Here is a 16,761-nt window from a genome sequence, read left to right as displayed (position 1 = left end):
TTGCCTTATGGCAATGAGCATCAGCGGAACCGGCCCCAACGCAGCAGATGCCTGCTTCAGTGCGGCCGATTGCCATAATCAGTGGCGGAAGTGGCGCATGCCGGTGAATACCATGGCGATACCGGCCTCGTCGGCGGCGGCGATGACTTCGGCATCGCGCATCGAACCACCTGGCTGGATCACGGCGCTGATACCCACTTTAGCCGCGTTGTCGATGCCATCACGGAACGGGAAGAACGCATCCGAGGCCATTACCGCGCCCTGCACTTGCAGGCCGGCATGCTCGGCCTTGATCGCGGCGATGCGCGCGGAGTTGACGCGGCTCATCTGGCCAGCGCCGACGCCGATGGTCTGGCGCTGCTTGGCGTAGACGATGGCGTTGGACTTGACGAACTTGGCCACTTTCCAGGCAAACACCAGGTCGTGGATTTCCTGCTCGGTCGGCGCACGCTTGGTGACGATCTTCAGGTCGTCGGCAGTGATCATGCCGATATCGCGGCTCTGCACCAGCAGGCCACCGTTGACGCGCTTGAAGTCCCAACCGGCGGCGCGCTCGGCTGGCCACTCGCCGCACTCCAGCAGACGCACGTTCTGCTTGGCGGCCACGACTTCGCGGGCGGCCTGGGAGATTTTCGGGGCGATGATCACTTCGACGAACTGGCGCTCGACGATGGCTTTGGCGGTTTCGCCATCCAGCTCGCGGTTGAAGGCGATGATGCCGCCGAACGCCGACTCGGTGTCGGTGGCGTAGGCCAGGTCGTAGGCCTTGCGGATACCGCCTTCGTCTTCAGGCACCACGGCCACGCCGCACGGGTTGGCGTGCTTGACGATGACGCAGGCCGGCTTGACGAAGCTCTTCACGCACTCCAGCGCGGCGTCGGTGTCGGCCACGTTGTTGAACGAAAGCTCCTTGCCTTGCAGCTGGATGGCGGTGGAGATGCTGGCTTCGCCTTTCTTGGCCTCGACGTAGAACGCCGCGCTCTGGTGCGGGTTCTCGCCGTAGCGCATTTCCTGGGCCTTGACGAACTGGCTGTTGAAGGTGCGCGGGAACTCGCTGCGGTCTTCTGTGGACAGGGTGTCCTTGGCCTGGTCGATGGTGCCCATGTAGTTGGCGATCATGCCGTCGTAGGCGGCGGTGTGCTCGAAGGCCTTGAGCATCAGGTCGAAGCGCTGGGCGTAGGTCAGGCCGCCGGCTTTCAGGCCTTCGACAATGCCGGCGTAATCGCTGGCGTTGACCACGATGGCCACGTCCTTGTGGTTCTTCGCCGCGGAACGGACCATGGTCGGGCCGCCGATGTCGATGTTCTCGATGGCGGTCGGCAGGTCGCAGCCCGGCTTGCTGATGGTGGCTTCGAACGGGTACAGGTTGACCGCGACCAGGTCGATCGGCTTGATGCCATGCTCGTTCATGATGGCGTCGTCGGTGCCGCGACGGCCCAGGATGCCGCCGTGGATCTTCGGATGCAGGGTCTTGACCCGGCCGTCCATCATTTCGGCGAAGCCGGTGTAGTCGGCCACTTCCACCGCGTTCACGCCATTGTCCTTGAGCAGCTTGTAGGTGCCGCCGGTGGACAGGATCTCGACACCGAGCTGCTGCAGCTCACGGGCGAATTCGAGGATACCGGTCTTGTCGGAGACGCTGATCAGGGCGCGGCGGATCGGCAGGCGGGTAGTCTGGTCGGTCATTTCAGATTCCATAACGCGGTGGAGTCAGCAAAAAAGGCGCCTCTTTGCATGAGCGCCTTTTTGGTTGGGGTTCTGGCCTTACAACAGATCGTACTGCTTGAGCTTCTTGCGCAGCGTGCCTCGGTTGAGCCCGAGCATCTCGCTGGCCTTGGTCTGGTTGCCCTTGACGTAGTTCATCACGCATTCGAGCAGGGGCGCCTCGACTTCCGAGAGCACCAGGTTGTACACGTCCGTGACGGTAGCGCCTTCCAGGTGGGCGAAGTAGTTGTGCAGTGCCTTCTCGACGCTGTCGCGCAGGGTCTGGCCCTCTTCGCTCGGCGTGTTCAGGTGCTGCTTGAGGTTGGCGTTGTCGCTCACGGGCGTTGTTCCACTCACTAATGTCTCGGTCATCATCGTCATGCGGCCACCCCTTGTTCGTCCTCTGTCCCAAGGCTCTGTCGACGTTCGGCGAAAAACGCCTGAACGTTGGCGCACTGCGCTTGTGTGTCTTGCAAAGCGTTGAACTGGCTGCGGAACTCCTTGCCGCCAGGTCGGGTTGCCAGGTACCAGCCAACGTGCTTGCGGGCGATCCGCACGCCCATCACATCGCCATAGAAGGCATGCAGCGCGGCCAGGTGCTCCAGCAGAATGCGTTCTACTTCGTCCAGCGCCGGGGCGGGGAGGTGCTCGCCCGTGCGCAGGTAATGCTCGACCTCGCGGAAAATCCACGGCCGCCCCTGGGCGGCACGGCCGATCAGCAGGCCGTCGGCGCCGGTGGCATGCAGCACCGCCCGGGCCTTTTCCGGCGAGGTGATGTCGCCGTTGGCGAATACCGGGATCGACACCGCCTGCTTGATCGCGGCGATGGTGTCGTACTCGGCGTCACCGGTGTACAGGTCGGCGCGTGTGCGGCCATGCACCGCCAGCGCCTGGATGCCGGCCTGTTCGGCGATCTTCGCCACGTTCAGGCCGTTCTTGCTCGCCCGGTCCCAGCCGGTGCGGATCTTCAGCGTCACCGGTACGTCCACGGCGCCGACGACGGCATGGAGGATTTCGGTGACCAAGGCTTCATCTCTCAATAAAGCAGAGCCTGCGGCCTTGTTGCAGACTTTTTTCGCCGGGCAACCCATGTTGATATCGATGATCTGCGCGCCGGCCTCGACGTTGGCCCGGGCCGCCTCGGCCATCATCTGCGCGTCGCCACCGGCGATCTGCACCGAGCGTGGCTCGGGATCACCTTCGTGGATGCGGCGCAGGCTCGACTTGCGGCTGTTCCACAGGCGCATGTCGCTGGAAACCATCTCCGACACCACCATGCCCGCGCCAAGGCGTTTGCACAGCGTTCGGAAAGGTTGGTCCGTGACGCCGGCCATGGGGGCCAGGATCAGGTTGTTCTGCAGTGTGTAAGGGCCGATGCGTACCGCCGACATAGGTGTTCCCTGTTGTGGGGCCGAATCATTGGAGTTCGAAAAAGGGATGGCATGATACCCGCTCTCGATGACCGGATAAAGATGAATCTGGATAAAATCTGAACAGTTGCGGCGTTATGACACCCAGTGCCAAGTGGCGAGCTTCAAGCTGCAAGAGGCCTGCAGACAGGCTTTTACCTGCGGCTTGAAGCTTGCCGCCTGTCGCTTATTCTGGCGAACGGAAGCTCAGGCTGTAGTTCACCGCCTTCGGCCCAGGGTCGAGGATGTCCAGGGCGATGTGGATCGGCGTCTGGCTGGGCATCTCGCCGCGCCCGGCCAGCTCGCCCGACAGGTACTCGCTGGGCTTGAAGCGCCGGCTGGCGATCAGCTGGCCGTTGAGGTCGGCGAAGCGCAGCTCGAGCAGCGGGAAGGGCTGGGCGAAGGGCGCGCGGTTGTAGATGATCGCGTCGACGATCAGCGCCCCTTTGAAGTCCGGGTGGCTACGCACTACCAGGTTGCTGCTCTTGATCCGCGAGATGTCGACGCGGGTCGGCACCTGGCAGCCGAACATCGGACACAGCTGCTGGAACCAGGGGCGATACTGGTCCTGGCGGGCCATTTCGTCGAAGTGGAACCAGACGTACTGGAATGCCAGCAGGCCCGCGGCCAGCAGGGTCAGGAAACCCCACAGCAGGCGCTTGCCCCAGTTCGGGGCGGGCTTTTCCCAGCCCAACTGCAACGGGTCGTCGACCACGTCGACCAGCGGCTCCTTGCGCGAGCGTTCGGGCTTGGCGGCCAGGCTCGGTTCCAGGCGCTGCCCGGGATGTTCGTCGGGGTCATCGTCGCGGGCCGAGAACGGTGCGCTGTGCACCTCGTCGTCCAGCGCCGAAAGGCCCTTTTCCGGCACCGGTGCGTCATGGCTGGACAGCTGCCGCGAGGGTTCGTCGAGGTCGTCGTCGAGTGTCCGATCGCGCACTGGTGGTTCATCGTCCAGATCGAGGCTGGTCGCGCCGAGGGTAGGCTCGGTGCGCTCGTCGTCGGCCGGTGCCAGGTCAAGCGGCTCCTGCTCGACCAGCATCGGTGCGTCCTCGCGCTCCTGCGCCGGCTCACGGTCGCCGTCAGTGGCGGTGCCGAACGGTTCATCGCCAGGCCCATCGCCGAGTTGATCGTCGCGGCGGGCCTGGAGCATGCCCTTGGCCGGAGCTGCGCGCCGATCACCCGGGCTGCGCCGTTCAAGGCGCGCCAGTTCCTGGTCGAGGTCGAGGGCATCCAGTTCCTCGGCCGTGACCGTCCAGTTGTCTTCGCTCGGTGCCGGCGGGGCGGCCTCCGGTTGCACGGCTGCGGGCGCTGGCACGGCCGGCTCGACTGCCGGCACCGGCGCACGAATGTCGCCTTCGCCAGCCGTGGCGCGGTTCTGCTCCAGCAGTTGCTTCGCCGCGTTGAACACCTGCAGGCATTGGCCGCAGCGCACCACGCCGCGGGCCACGCTCAACTGGTGATGGGTGACGCGAAAGCTGGTCTGGCAATGCGGGCACTGGGTGACGAAACTGTCGGTCATGCGGCTGTCCGGGAAGCTGTGCAGGAGATGAGTCTAGGCGCGCTTAGCGGCGGCGACCACTGATACGTACCCAGCCGTCGCGCACGACGATCGGGTCCAGGTCGAAGTCGGCGGCATAGGCAGCGGCCACTTCCTCGCCCTGTTCGGCGAGGATGCCCGACAGCGCCAGCAGGCCGCCGGGGCGCACCAGGCCGGACAGCTGCGGCGCCAGCGCTACCAGCGGGCCGGCCAGGATGTTGGCCACCAGCACGTCGGCCTGCATCGCCGGCATCTGCTCGGGCAGGTACAGGTCGAACGTGTCGTCGGCAATGCCGTTGCGCTGGGCGTTGTCACGGGAGGCCTCGATAGCCTGCACGTCGATGTCGGTGCCGACCGCGTGGCGGGCGCCGAGCAGCAGCGCGGCAATGGCCAGGATGCCCGAGCCGCAGCCGAAGTCGAGCACTTGCGTGTCTTGCAGCTGCTGGCCGTCGAGCCATTCCAGGCACAGCGCGGTGGTCGGGTGGGTGCCCGTGCCAAAGGCCAGGCCCGGGTCGAGCAGCAGGTTTACCGCGTCCTTTTCCGGGGCTTCGTGCCAGCTCGGCACGATCCACAGGCGCTGGCCGAAACGCATCGGCTGGAAGTTGTCCATCCAGCTGCGCTCCCAGTCCTGGTCCTCGATCACCTCGGCCTGGTACTCGGGGAGCTCGGCGCCGGTCAGCAGGCGCAGGTGGGCGAACACCTGCTCGGGCTCGGCATCGGCCTCGAACAGCGCCAGCAAGTGCGTGTGCGACCACAGTGGGGTGGTGTTGAGGTCCGGTTCGAAGATCGGCTGGTCTTCGGCGTCCATGAAGGTCACCGAGACAGCACCCACTTCAAGCAGGGCGTCTTCGTAGGTTTCGGCTTGTTCCGGGCTGATGGCCAGGCGTACTTGCAGCCAGGGCATGGCGGGCACCTTTGGTAAATCGACAGGGGCAGCCCGAGGCTGCGTGAAAAGGCCGCCAGTTTACTTGAGTGCGTGGGGTTTGTGCAGAAGTCGCATGCCGGCATGCGCCATACCTGTGGGAGCAACTGGCTTGTTTGCCTGTACCGACCTCTCGCCGGCAAGCCGGCTCCCACAGGATGGCACATTGCTTTGGGCTAGCGCGGTCGGGGTGGGAGCCGGCTTGCCGGCGAGAGGCCGGTGCGAGAAAGCCCTGCCCTCAGAGACTGCGCGCCCGCGTCACCCGGTCCACCAGGTAGACCAGCCCGTGATAATCGATGCCACTGTGGCTCGACAGGCCGATCTCACAGGTGCGGCTGGTGGAGATCCCCTCGCTGCAATACTGCACCGCGTCCTTGAGCGTGCGCAGCGAATGGGCGTTGAGCTCCGGTGTGGTGAAGCCCTTGTCGCCGGCGAAGCCGCAGCAATGAATGCCTTCGGGGATCACCACCTGCTTGCTGCAGCGCCGCGCCAGGTCGATCAGCGCCTGGCTTTCGCCCAGGTGCTGGGTGCTGCAGGTCACGTGCACCGCCACGGGCTCGTCCTGGGGGGTGAACTCCAGCTTGTCGACCAGGTGGGTGCGGATGAAGCGTACCGGGTCGTACAGGTCCAGCCGCGATTCGCCCAGGTCCTGCACCAGGCGCAGGGTGCAGGGGCTGGTGTCGCAGTAGATCGGGTCGAGGCCGCCACGGCTGGCGTGCAGCAGCGCGTTGATCAGTTCCTGGCGCTTGTGCTCGGCTTGTTCGGGGTAGCCCTTGGAGGCGAACGGCTGGCCGCAGCACAGGCTGTCGGCGTTGTCCGGGAACACTACCTGATAGCCGGCCTTCTCCAGCAGGGCGCGGGTCTTGTCCAGCAGCGAGCTTTGCTCGCGGTCGGCATAGGCCGGGCCCATCACCCGCGAAACACAGGCGGCCAGATAGACTACGCGAGGGCGGTCGTCGTGGTTTGCAGTGCGGAGCTCGACGGCCCGCAACGGCTGTGGCATGGCGGGTGTCCACTGTGGCAGGCGGCCTTTGCTGGCCTTGCTCAGGCGGGCGCTGAGCCGACTCATGCGTGGGGCACCGAGCAGCTTGCGCGCGCTATTGGCGGCGGCCAGCGTGAAGCGGGCACCGCGCAGGGTGGCGTGGAAATGTTCGGCCAGCCAGTCGGCGGCCTTGCCGTGCTCGGCCGCCTGCCCGCGCAGCTTCTTCACCAGCTCGCCAGTGTTGATGCCCACCGGGCAGCGCTGGGCGCACAGGCCGGTGGCGGCGCAGGTGTCGATGCCCTGGTACTGGTAGGTGCGCAGCAGTTCGCGGGTATCAACGCCGGCGCGTTTCTTCGCCTGGATGTCGCGCCACATGACGATGCGCTGGCGCGGGCTCAAGGTAAGCCCTTTCGACGGACATACCGGCTCGCAGAAACCGCACTCGATGCACTTGTCGACGATCTCGTCGGCGGCCGGCAGCGGCTTGAGGTTCTTCAGGTGAATGTCGGGGTCCTCGCTCAGCACCACATCGGGGTTGAGTATGCCGTTGGGGTCGAGCAGGCGCTTGAGCTTCCACATCAGCTGGTAGGCGTCATGCCCCCATTCCAGTTCGACGAAGGGCGCCATGTTGCGCCCGGTGCCGTGCTCGGCCTTGAGCGAGCCGCCGAATTCCACTGCCACCAGCTGCGCCACGTCGTCCATGAAGGCCTGGTAGCGCGCCACTTCCTCGGCGCTGTTGAAGCCCTGGGTGAAGACGAAGTGCAGGTTGCCTTCCAGGGCGTGGCCGAAAATGATCGCCTCGTCGTAGCGGTGCTTGTCGAACAGCTGGATCAGGCGGTTGACGCCTTCGGCCAGTTGCTCGATGGGGAAGGTCACGTCCTCGATGATCACCGTGGTGCCGGTCTGGCGCACGGCGCCGACGGCGGGGAAGGTGTCCTTGCGGATCTTCCACAGCTGGTTGTACACCGCCGGGTCTTCGCTGAACGCGACCTTCTGCTCCAGCGGGTAGTCGTCGATGGACGCCATTACCTGCTCGAGTTGCTCGTGTAGCAGGCTCTGGCTGGCCGCGCGACATTCGATCAGCAGGGCGCAGGCGTTGGCCGACAGGTCCTTGACCCACGCCGGCATGCCCGGCATCTCCTGCACCGAGCGCAGGCTGCGACGGTCGAGCAGCTCCACGGCGGAGACGGGCTGGCGCTTGAGCACGGTCACGGCGCGGCAGCAGCTTTCGACGCTGGGGAACACCAGCAGCGCGCTGGCCTTGTGCGGGTGGTCGGGCACGGTGTCGTAGGTGACGGCGCTGATGAAACCCAGGGTCCCCTCGGAGCCGACCAGCAAGTGTTGCAGAATATCGAGCGGCTGGTCGTAGTCCACCAGTGCGTTAAGCGAAAGCCCCGTGGTGTTCTTCAGCCGGTACTTGTGCCGGATGCGCTCAGCCAGCGTGGTGTTGGCGCGGGTCTCGCGGCCAAGGCGGGCCAGTTCGTCCAGCAGGCTGGCGTGGCTTTGCTCGAATGCGGCGACGCTGGCCGGGTCTTCGCTGTCCAGGCGGGTGCCATCGGCCAGCACCAGGCGCAGACCGGCGAGGGTGTGGTAGGTGTTCTGCGCGGTGCCGCAGCACATGCCGCTGGCATTGTTGGCGACGATGCCGCCGATCTTGCAGGCGTTGATCGACGCCGGGTCCGGGCCGATCTTGCGCCCATAGGGGGCCAGCCAGGCATTGGCCTGGGCGCCGATCACGCCGGGCTGCAGGCGGATCTGCTCGCCGTGGTTGCGAATCTCCCGGCCATTCCAGTTGTCGCCGAGCACGATCAGCACCGAGTCGCTGATGGCCTGGCCGGACAGGCTGGTGCCGGCAGCGCGGAAAGTCACCGCTACCCGGTCACGCTGGGCCAGCTGGATCAGCGCGACCACTTCGTCCTCGGACTCCACGCGCAGCACCAGCTTGGGGATCAGCCGGTAGAAGCTGGCGTCGGTGCCGAAGGCCAGGGTCGAAGTCGGGTCGTCGAAGCGGCGCTCGGCGGGGATCAGGCGCTCGGCATCACGCAGGAACGCGGCGGGCAGGCTCATGCAGTCTCCTCGCGGGGCCGCGGCGTCTGGTGCGCGGCGTGCCCCGGGTAATCAGGCGTTGGCGGGCGCGCTCAGGCGCCCAGTTCGCGGACCAGCGAGTCTTTGCTGATCTCGCCGATGGACTTGGCGCCGGTCAGCACCATGGCCACGCGCATTTCTTTCTCGAACAGCTCCAGCAGGTTCTTCACCCCGGCCTCGCCGTGGGTCGCCAGGGCATAGAGGAAGGCGCGGCCGATCAGCACGGTGTCGGCGCCCAGGGCGATCATGCGCACCACATCGAGGCCGCTGCGAATGCCGGAGTCGGCGAGGATCTTGATATCGCCCTTCACCGCGTCGGCGATGGCCGGCAGCGCACGGGCGCTGGACAGCACGCCGTCGAGCTGGCGGCCGCCGTGGTTGGAGACGACGATGCCGTCGGCGCCGAACTTGACCGCGTCGCGGGCGTCATCGGCGTCGAGGATGCCCTTGATGATCATCGGGCCGTCCCAGAATTCGCGGATCCACTCCAGGTCTTTCCAGGAGATGGACGGGTCGAAGTTGTTGCCCAGCCAGCCGATGTAGTCGGCAAGGCCCGTGGGGTTGCCGCGGTAGGCGGAGATATTGCCCAGGTCGTGGGGGCGGCCCATCACGCCGACGTCCCAGGCCCATTGCGGGTGGGTCATGGCTTGCAGCACGCGGCGCAGCGGGCCGTTGGCGCCGCTCATGCCGGAGTGGGCGTCGCGATAGCGGGCGCCGGGCACGGGCATGTCGACGGTGAACACCAAGGTCTTCACGCCGGCCGCTTTCGCACGCTCCAAGGCGTTGCGCATGAAGCCGCGGTCTTTCAGGACATACAGCTGGAACCACATTGGCCGGTCGATGGCCGGGGCCACTTCTTCGATCGGGCACACCGATACCGTCGACATCGTGAACGGAATGCCATGGGCCGCCGCTGCGCGTGCCGCCTGCACCTCGCCACGACGGGCGTACATACCGGTGAGGCCGACCGGGGCCAGGGCCACGGGCATGCTCAGGGTCTCGTCGAACAGTTTTGTCTGCAAGCTCAGTTCGGACATGTTCTTCAGCACGCGCTGGCGCAAGGCGATGCCGGCAAGGTCCGAGACATTGTGGCGCAGGGTGTGCTCGGCGTAGGCGCCGCCGTCGGCGTAGTGGAACAGGAAGGGAGGCAGCTTGCGTTGGGCCGCGGCGCGATAGTCGGTGGAGGCGGAAATGATCATGGATTCTCGCAGCGTTGCTTGTGGGGAATGCCGGGCGCGTTAAGGCGCCCGGCTCCTGTCACTTTAGTGATGAACCAGCATGCCAGTGAGCCAGTAGGCCTGGACCAGAGTGATCAGGCCGACGATGGTGGCGAAGAACAGGCTGTGCTTGACGGTGAAGCGGAACAGGTCGGATTCCTTGCCGACCAGGCCGGTGGCCGCGCAGGCCACGGCGATCGACTGCGGCGAGATCATCTTGCCGGTCACGCCGCCGCTGGTGTTGGCCGCCACCAGCAGAGTGTCGCTGACGCCGATCTGGTGCGCGGTGGTGGCCTGCAGCGAGCTGAACAGGGCATTGGACGAAGTGTCCGAGCCGGTCAGGAACACGCCCAGCCAGCCGAGGAACGGCGAGAAGAACGGGAATGCCGCGCCGGTGCCGGCCAGCACCAGGGCCATGGTCGAGGACATGCCCGAGTAGTTGGTGACGAAGGCGAAGGCCAGCACCATGCCGATCGACAGGATCGGCCAGCGCAGTTCCCAGAAGGTCTCTTTGAAAGTGGTCAGACCAGTTTTGAAGTTGATCTTCAACACCCACATCGAGATCAGTGCCGATAGGAAGATCGCGGTGCCGGTGGCGGAAATCGGGTCGAGCTTGAACACCGCCGGCATGGCGATGGGCGCTGTGACGATTGGGGCGGTCTTCACCACCAGCTGGTCGAGGTGCGGGATGGCGAAGTTGAACACGAAGTTGTACATCGCGCCGCCCGGGGCGAAGGCTGCCTTGAACGGTTTCAGGGTCCAGATGGTGACCAGTACGGTGAGGATCAGGAAGGGCGACCAGGCCTTGAAGATCTCGCCAAAGCTGTACGGGCTCGGTTGGCTGCCGCTCGACTGCACGACGGCGGCGCCGACGCTGCCCTTGGCCTCGGCGAACGCGCGCTTGGGCTGCCAGACCTTGAGGAACAGGGTCAGGGCGATCAGGCTGGCCAGGGCCGAGGTGATGTCGGGCAGCTCCGGGCCGATGAAGTTGGAGGTGAAGTACTGGGTGACGGCGAAGCTCAGGCCGGCCACCAGGGCGGCAGGCCAGGTCTCTTTCACGCCGCGCACGCCGTCCATCATGAACACCAGCCAGAACGGCACGAACAGCGACAGCAGCGGCAGCTGGCGTCCGGTCATGGCGCCGATGTGGAAGGCGTCGATGCCGGTTACCTGCCCGGCCACGATGATCGGGATGCCCAGGGCGCCAAAGGCCACCGGGGCGGTGTTGGCGATCAGGCACAGGCCGGCGGCATACAGCGGGTTGAAGCCCAGGCCCACCAGCAGCGCGGCGGTGATGGCCACCGGTGCGCCGAAGCCGGCCGCGCCTTCGAGGAAGGCGCCGAAGCAGAAGCCAATCAGCAGCACCTGCAGGCGCTGGTCGTCGGTGATCGACAGCACCGAGCTGCGGATGACCTCGAACTGGCCACTCTTGACCGTGAGTTTGTAGAGGAACACCGCGGCAACGATGATCCAGGCAATTGGCCAGAGGCCATAGAGGAAGCCGTAACCCGCAGCGGCCAGGGCCATGTCGACAGGCATCTGGAAGGCGAAGATCGCCACCAGGATCGACAGCGCCAGGGTGATGCTGCCGGCGACGTGGCCCTTGAGGCGGAACACGGCGAGGGCAAGGAAGAAGAACACGATTGGGATGACCGCCGCCAGCGCGGACAGGCCAAGGCTACCAAGCGGGGTATAGAGTTGTTGCCAGGTTTGCATATGGGGTGGCCCCTAATTGTTGTTGGTCAAGGCACTGGCATTGGATAATTGGTAAGACCAATTTACAATGGCTGGTCGCTAGGTTAAAAGCGCAGCAGCGGGTGTGTCAATTTGTCCTGGGGGAAACTTTGGTCGGATGCCGATGAGCGGGCATCTGAATGGCTGGGAAAAACGCCGCCTGAAGGGTGTCGGCGCAAGTCGGATAGGCGCAGAATAGGCGCCCCCGGATTCGCATCCCCGGGGTTCGTGGAGAGCATGTGATGGTTTTTGATCAGGTCCGCCAGCGGCGCCTGTCCGACGACATCGTCGATCGGTTGGAAGGGATGATTCTCGAAGGCACCCTCACCTCGGGTCAGCGCCTGCCGGCCGAGCGCGCCATGGCCGAGCAGTTCGGCGTGTCGCGCCCGTCGCTGCGCGAGGCGATCCAGAAGTTGGTGGCCAAGGGCTTGCTGGTCAGTCGCCAGGGCGGCGGCAACTATGTGGCCGAGTCATTGGGCTCGACCTTCAGCGACCCCTTGCTGAAACTTCTCGAATCCAGTCCCGAGGCGCAGCGTGACCTGCTGGAGTTTCGTCATACGCTGGAGGCGTCCTGCGCCTACTACGCGGCGCAGCGCGCCACCGAGCCGGATCGCGAGCGGCTGAAGACTGCGTTCGACGCCTTGCAGGACTGCTACAACCGTGTCGGTGAAGTGGACCGGGCGGAGGAGGGCGCGGCGGATGCGCGCTTCCATCTGGCCATTGCCGAGGCCAGCCACAACGCCGTGCTGTTGCACACCATTCGCGGGTTGTTCGACCTGCTCAAGCGCAATGTGGTGACCAACATTGGCGGCATGTACCAGCAACGCACGGAGACCCGCGACATGCTGATCAGCCAGCATCGCGAGTTGTATCTGGCGATTGTCGAGGGGCGCGCGGAGGACGCGCGGGAGGTGTCCAGCCGGCACATCCTGTATGTGCAGGAGGTGCTGCAGGAGGCGCAGCAGCAAGCGCAGCGGGTGGCGCGTGCGGAGCGGCGCAGCGGACGCTGATTCTGGACTTCGTGGGAGCGGGCTTGCCCCGCGATCGCGCTAGCAGGGGCAGCGGTACTGCCTGGCCTGGCGCTATCGCGGGGCAAGCCCGCTCCCACGGGAAAGGTCAGGCCGAGCCCTACTCTTCCTTGCCCTTGTTGCGCATCGTGCGCTGCAGCTCGCGGTTGGAGTCGCGCTCGCGCACGGTATCGCGCTTGTCGAACTCCTTCTTGCCCTTGCCGAGTGCGATCTCGCACTTGATCAGGTGCTTGCTCCAGTACAGCGACATCGCCACGCAGGTGTAGCCCTTCTGCGCCACGGCCGCTTCCAGGCGCTCGAGCTCGCGCTTGTTCAGCAGCAGCTTGCGGGTGCGGATGGGGTCGGCGATGACGTGGGTGCTGGCGGTGTTCAGCGGGGTGATGTGGCTGCCGAACAGCCAGGCTTCGCCATCCTTGAGCAGCACGTAGCTGTCGGTCAGGTGCGCCTTGCCGGCCCGCAGGCTTTTTACTTCCCAGCCGGACAGGACCAGCCCGGCCTCGAACTTGTGTTCGATGAAGTAATCGTGTCGCGCTTTCTTGTTCTGCGCGATGGTCCCGGTCGGATGCTTCTTTTGTTTAGCCATAGGGGCGGCATTATAGGCAGTCGCCGCGTCCTCGGCTACGGGGTTTAGCTGCGCTTGAGCCTGTTGTGTGAATCCCGGACAATGCAACCCACGCTCTGCCGCGCAGAGCCGTTTTCAAGGCGCTGACAAGCGCTGCCGCCCAGTTTGGAAGTGACGCCTGGATGACTACCCATATTCAACGCTCCGCTCTGCTGCCGTACCCTGCCCAGGCGCTCTACGACCTGGTCAACGATGTGGCGAGCTACCCGGAGTTCCTGCCCTGGTGCTCGGCGTCCACGGTGCTCGAGACCAGTGACACGCACATGCGGGCAAGGCTGGAAGTGGCCAAGGGTGGCATGAGCCAGCAGTTCATCACGCGCAATGTGCTGGTGCCGGGGCAGTCGATCGAGATGAACCTGGAGGAGGGGCCGTTCACCCAGTTGCACGGGCTGTGGGTGTTCAAGCCGTTGGGAGAGAAGGCCTGCAAGATCAGCCTCGACCTGTCGTTCGACTACGCAGGTGCCCTGGTGCGGGCCACCTTGGGGCCGCTGTTCAACCAGGCGGCCAACACGATGGTCGATGCCTTCTGCCAGCGGGCCAAGCAGCTCAATGGTTGAGGGCGCGCGTGGCAGGTGAGCAAGCCCCGCCATTCATGCAGGCAATAAAAAGCCCGGACAAGATCCGGGCTTTTTAGTATCGGCGCATTTACTGCGGCGAAGTTTCCAGCGGTGCTGGTGTCGGCACCGGGGTGGTCTCGACGTTGTCGATTTCCTTTTGCAGCGAGTCTTCCAGCGAGCCTGGCTTGGCTGGCTTCTCGGGTTGGCTCGGCTGCTTGTCCGGGTTGACCGTGGTGTCACCGCTGCCACCGAGGATTTCCTGGTCGCGGCTGACGCCTGGCATGAAGTCGCCGGAGAGGTTGACCAGTTGATCGTTCTCGTTGAAGAAGATGCTCATGCGCTCTTGCTGGCGCTGGCCGCCGCCAGGCTGCAGGCTGTAGAGATAATCCCAGCGATTGGTGTGGAAGGTGTCCTGCAGCAGGGGGTTGCCCATGATAAACCTTACTTGTCGGCGGGTCATTCCCGGACGCAATTGGTCTATCATGTCCTGCGTGACGACATTGCCCTGCTGGATGTCGATTTTGTAAACCCCGGGAAACGAGCAACCGGCGAGTGCGAGCAGTCCCACTAGGGTGAGGCTGGTTAGCAAGAGCTTGGTGTTTTGCATCGGTGGGCGACTTCCACTATCTTGGCTGGACAACGTAAACCCCGATCATACCCGTATTAAGAGAAGCTGCGAAGCAGCATCGGCGAGAAAGCTGACCATGGTTGAAAATAGCGAATTGCGCAAAGCGGGCCTCAAGGTAACCCTGCCTCGAGTAAAGATTCTTCAGATGCTCGACTCCACCGAGCAGCGTCACATGAGTGCCGAGGATGTGTACAAGGCGCTGATGGAGGCTGGCGAGGATGTCGGTCTGGCGACCGTGTATCGCGTACTGACCCAGTTCGAAGCGGCGGGTCTGGTGGTTCGCCATAACTTCGATGGCGGCCACGCGGTATTCGAGCTGGCTGACGGCGGCCACCACGACCACATGGTCAACGTGGACAGCGGTGAAGTCATCGAGTTCTTCGATGTCGAGATCGAAAAGCGCCAGAAGGAAATCGTTGCCGAGCACGGTTTCGAGCTGGTGGACCACAATCTGGTTCTGTATGTGCGTAAAAAGAAGTAACGATTTATCTCGTTATTGACGACAAAGGCGACCTTCGGGTCGCCTTTGTGCGTTCTGGGGAGCGTGCGTGGGGTGGGCCCGCTCAGGTCTTGCTGGTCACCACCATCTTGCGCGCATGGGCCAGCGACTCTTTGGTGAGGTCAATGCCGCCCAGCATCCGCGCCACTTCCTCGACCCGCTCGCGCTTGCCCAGGCTGGCCACGGCGGTGTGCGTGGTGTCGCTGTTGCGCACCTTGTGCACGAACAGGTGGTGATGCCCCTGGGCTGCGACCTGTGGCAGGTGGGTCACGGTCAGCACCTGGCCGCGCTCGCCGAGACGGCGAAGCAATTGGCCGACGATCTCGGCAGTCGGGCCGCCGATGCCAACGTCGACTTCGTCGAATACCAAGGTTGGAATGCGTGAGGTCTGTGCGGTGATCACCTGGATCGCCAGGCTGATGCGTGACAGTTCGCCGCCCGAGGCCACTTTGGCCAGGCCCTTGAGTGGCTGGCCGGGGTTGGCACTGACCAGCAGTTCGATCTGCTCCAGGCCATGGGGTGAGAGGTCCGTGCTTTCGAAGGGGGTGAGTTCGATGCAGAAGCGTCCGCCGGGCATGCCCAGGCGTTGGATTTCCTGCTCCACGGCGGTGGCCAGCTGTTTGGCCGCCTGCCGGCGCAGGGTGCTGAGCTCGATGGCCTTCTCTTTATAATGCTGTGCGAAGGCCGCGAGCTCCTCGCCCAGCCGCTCGATCGATTCGTCGCTGGCGTTCAGCCCTTCCAGCTCTTCCATCAGGCGCTGTTGCAGGTGCGGCAGTTCAGTGGGATGCACGCGGTGCTTGCGGGCGAGGGTGTAGATGGTGTCCAGGCGCTCTTCAAGGCTCTGCAGGCGCATCGGGTCGGCGTCGAAGTTGTCGAGGAAGCGGTTGAGTTCGCCGACGGCCTCCTCCACCTGGATCTGCGCGCTGGAAATCAGGTTGACCGCCTCGCCCAGTGCTTTGGGTGCATTGCCTACCGCGCCGAGGCGGTTGAGGCTCATGGTCAGGGCGCTCAGCACGTTGCCTGAATCGCTTTCGCTGCACTGTTCGATGACCTGGCGGCAAATGCCGAAGAGTGCCTCGGCGTTGGTCAGGTTCTTGTGCTCTTGCTCAAGCTGCTCCAGTTCGTTTTCGCCCAGTCCGAGGTTGTCGAGTTCCTCCAATTGGTAGCTGAGCAACTGGTGGCGCGCCCGCTGCTCGTCGCCGGAGTTGCTCAGGCGCTCCAGCTCCTGGCGCGTCTGGTTCCAGCGCTTGGCGGCCAGCTGCACCTGGCGGGCCAGATCGGTGGCGCCGGCGTACTCGTCCACCAGGCGGCGGTGGGTGTCGGTTTTCAGCAGTGACTGGTGTTCGTGCTGGCTGTGGATATCGATCAGCAGCTCGCCCAGGGCCTTGAGGTCGCCCAGCGGACAAGGGGTGCCATTGATGTAGCCGCGGCTACGGCCCTCGGCGGTGATCACCCGGCGCAGGATGCAGGGGCCGTCGCTTTCCAGGTCGCGCTCGGCGAGCCAGGCGTGCGCCTCGCGGGATGTCGACCAGGTCAAACGTGGCGAGGATGTCGGCTTTGTCGGTGCCCGGGCGCACCACGCCGCTGTCGGCGCGGTCGCCCAGGGCCAGGCCGAGGGCATCGAGCATGATCGACTTGCCGGCCCCGGTCTCGCCGGTGATGACGGACATGCCGCGGGCGATCTCGAGGTCGAGGTGTTCGACGATGGCGTAGTTGTGAATGGACAGGTGCACCAGCATGGAGCGGCTCCCGAAGGGTCTTGTCTGGATATTTATACAGTGCTTTTCGCGAGTCTGCCAATAGCCGGTCGACGAATGTGGAAAAGCACCTTCCCCCT

At 64.8% G+C, this 16,761-nt stretch carries 13 protein-coding genes and 1 pseudogene; 3 read left to right on the top strand and 11 right to left on the bottom strand.

Annotated elements, in window-relative coordinates; all coding sequences use genetic code 11:
• Positions 1–78: 78 nt before the first annotated feature.
• The 8 genes from purH to ACZ9C1_RS15450 all read right to left on the bottom strand — a co-directional run bounded on the left by purH (position 79) and on the right by ACZ9C1_RS15450 (position 11,572).
• Positions 79–1,686 (bottom strand): bifunctional phosphoribosylaminoimidazolecarboxamide formyltransferase/IMP cyclohydrolase, encoded by a 1,608-nt coding sequence (gene purH / locus ACZ9C1_RS15485; RefSeq protein ID WP_023630842.1) that lies wholly within the window; start codon positions 1,684–1,686, stop codon positions 79–81.
• Between the two features lie 78 nt (positions 1,687–1,764).
• Positions 1,765–2,085: a DNA-binding transcriptional regulator Fis gene (fis, locus tag ACZ9C1_RS15480; protein WP_011535876.1), complete on the bottom strand. Its 321-nt coding sequence runs from the start codon at positions 2,083–2,085 to the stop codon at positions 1,765–1,767.
• Positions 2,082–3,095 carry a tRNA dihydrouridine synthase DusB gene (gene dusB / locus ACZ9C1_RS15475; protein WP_102683176.1) on the bottom strand — a complete coding sequence of 338 codons (1,014 nt, stop codon included), beginning with the start codon at positions 3,093–3,095 and terminating at the stop codon, positions 2,082–2,084. The genes fis and dusB overlap by 4 nt, the downstream gene beginning before the upstream one ends.
• 205 nt (positions 3,096–3,300) lie before the next feature.
• The gene (locus ACZ9C1_RS15470) at positions 3,301–4,632 is read right to left on the bottom strand and encodes a DUF3426 domain-containing protein (protein ID WP_457378385.1); all 1,332 of its coding nucleotides are present in this window, start codon (positions 4,630–4,632) and stop codon (positions 3,301–3,303) included.
• Between the two features lie 43 nt (positions 4,633–4,675).
• Complete coding sequence (prmA, locus tag ACZ9C1_RS15465) at positions 4,676–5,554, bottom strand: 50S ribosomal protein L11 methyltransferase (RefSeq protein ID WP_110701763.1); 879 nt, start codon at positions 5,552–5,554, stop codon at positions 4,676–4,678.
• Positions 5,555–5,810: 256 nt separating this feature from the next.
• Positions 5,811–8,621, bottom strand: coding sequence for an FAD-binding and (Fe-S)-binding domain-containing protein (locus ACZ9C1_RS15460; RefSeq protein ID WP_258599785.1), 2,811 nt, complete (start codon positions 8,619–8,621; stop codon positions 5,811–5,813).
• A 71-nt stretch (positions 8,622–8,692) separates the two neighbouring features.
• A complete protein-coding gene (lldD, locus tag ACZ9C1_RS15455; protein WP_102683180.1) occupies positions 8,693–9,838 on the bottom strand; it encodes an FMN-dependent L-lactate dehydrogenase LldD in 1,146 nt (381 codons plus the stop codon).
• A 63-nt stretch (positions 9,839–9,901) separates the two neighbouring features.
• Complete coding sequence (locus tag ACZ9C1_RS15450; protein WP_198754602.1) at positions 9,902–11,572, bottom strand: lactate permease LctP family transporter; 1,671 nt, start codon at positions 11,570–11,572, stop codon at positions 9,902–9,904.
• Between the two features lie 260 nt (positions 11,573–11,832).
• Here ACZ9C1_RS15450 and ACZ9C1_RS15445 point away from each other — a divergent pair, with 260 nt between their 5' ends.
• Entirely contained in the window at positions 11,833–12,600 is a 768-nt protein-coding gene (locus tag ACZ9C1_RS15445) for an FCD domain-containing protein (protein WP_277502147.1), read from the top strand.
• 118 nt (positions 12,601–12,718) lie between these two features.
• Here ACZ9C1_RS15445 and smpB read toward each other — a convergent pair whose 3' ends face one another.
• On the bottom strand, positions 12,719–13,201 hold the full coding sequence (smpB, locus tag ACZ9C1_RS15440; RefSeq protein ID WP_023629355.1) for an SsrA-binding protein SmpB: 483 nt from the start codon (positions 13,199–13,201) through the stop codon (positions 12,719–12,721).
• A 161-nt stretch (positions 13,202–13,362) separates the two neighbouring features.
• On the opposite strand from smpB, the gene ACZ9C1_RS15435 reads away from it, so the two are divergent.
• The gene (locus tag ACZ9C1_RS15435; protein WP_046854056.1) at positions 13,363–13,797 is read left to right on the top strand and encodes a type II toxin-antitoxin system RatA family toxin; all 435 of its coding nucleotides are present in this window, start codon (positions 13,363–13,365) and stop codon (positions 13,795–13,797) included.
• Positions 13,798–13,885: 88 nt separating this feature from the next.
• Here the strand turns inward: ACZ9C1_RS15435 and ACZ9C1_RS15430 are convergent, their stop codons facing one another.
• A complete protein-coding gene (locus ACZ9C1_RS15430) occupies positions 13,886–14,404 on the bottom strand; it encodes an outer membrane protein assembly factor BamE (RefSeq protein ID WP_046854057.1) in 519 nt (172 codons plus the stop codon).
• 97 nt (positions 14,405–14,501) lie between these two features.
• Between ACZ9C1_RS15430 and fur the strand changes: the two genes are divergently transcribed.
• Positions 14,502–14,906, top strand: coding sequence for a ferric iron uptake transcriptional regulator (fur, locus tag ACZ9C1_RS15425; protein ID WP_110701757.1), 405 nt, complete (start codon positions 14,502–14,504; stop codon positions 14,904–14,906).
• Between the two features lie 82 nt (positions 14,907–14,988).
• Here the strand turns inward: fur and recN are convergent.
• A pseudogene (recN, locus tag ACZ9C1_RS15420) lies at positions 14,989–16,663 on the bottom strand (DNA repair protein RecN).
• Between the last annotated feature and the right edge of the window lie 98 nt (positions 16,664–16,761).

The organism is Pseudomonas sp. TE21435 (genome assembly GCF_056279265.1).
The sequence above is the reverse complement of the archived record's forward strand: the minus strand, read 5'-3'. Positions and strand labels throughout refer to the sequence as shown.

Coding starts and splice junctions, on each gene's coding strand:
- dusB (WP_102683176.1), bottom strand. CDS start 3,095: ATGTCGGCGGTACGCATCGGCCCTTACACACTGCAGAACAACCTGATC.
- ACZ9C1_RS15435 (WP_046854056.1), top strand. CDS start 13,363: ATGACTACCCATATTCAACGCTCCGCTCTGCTGCCGTACCCTGCCCAG.
- ACZ9C1_RS15430 (WP_046854057.1), bottom strand. CDS start 14,404: ATGCAAAACACCAAGCTCTTGCTAACCAGCCTCACCCTAGTGGGACTG.
- fis (WP_011535876.1), bottom strand. CDS start 2,085: ATGACGATGATGACCGAGACATTAGTGAGTGGAACAACGCCCGTGAGC.
- ACZ9C1_RS15450 (WP_198754602.1), bottom strand. CDS start 11,572: ATGCAAACCTGGCAACAACTCTATACCCCGCTTGGTAGCCTTGGCCTG.
- lldD (WP_102683180.1), bottom strand. CDS start 9,838: ATGATCATTTCCGCCTCCACCGACTATCGCGCCGCGGCCCAACGCAAG.
- prmA (WP_110701763.1), bottom strand. CDS start 5,554: ATGCCCTGGCTGCAAGTACGCCTGGCCATCAGCCCGGAACAAGCCGAA.
- purH (WP_023630842.1), bottom strand. CDS start 1,686: ATGACCGACCAGACTACCCGCCTGCCGATCCGCCGCGCCCTGATCAGC.
- fur (WP_110701757.1), top strand. CDS start 14,502: ATGGTTGAAAATAGCGAATTGCGCAAAGCGGGCCTCAAGGTAACCCTG.
- smpB (WP_023629355.1), bottom strand. CDS start 13,201: ATGGCTAAACAAAAGAAGCATCCGACCGGGACCATCGCGCAGAACAAG.
- ACZ9C1_RS15470 (WP_457378385.1), bottom strand. CDS start 4,632: ATGACCGACAGTTTCGTCACCCAGTGCCCGCATTGCCAGACCAGCTTT.
- ACZ9C1_RS15460 (WP_258599785.1), bottom strand. CDS start 8,621: ATGAGCCTGCCCGCCGCGTTCCTGCGTGATGCCGAGCGCCTGATCCCC.
- ACZ9C1_RS15445 (WP_277502147.1), top strand. CDS start 11,833: ATGGTTTTTGATCAGGTCCGCCAGCGGCGCCTGTCCGACGACATCGTC.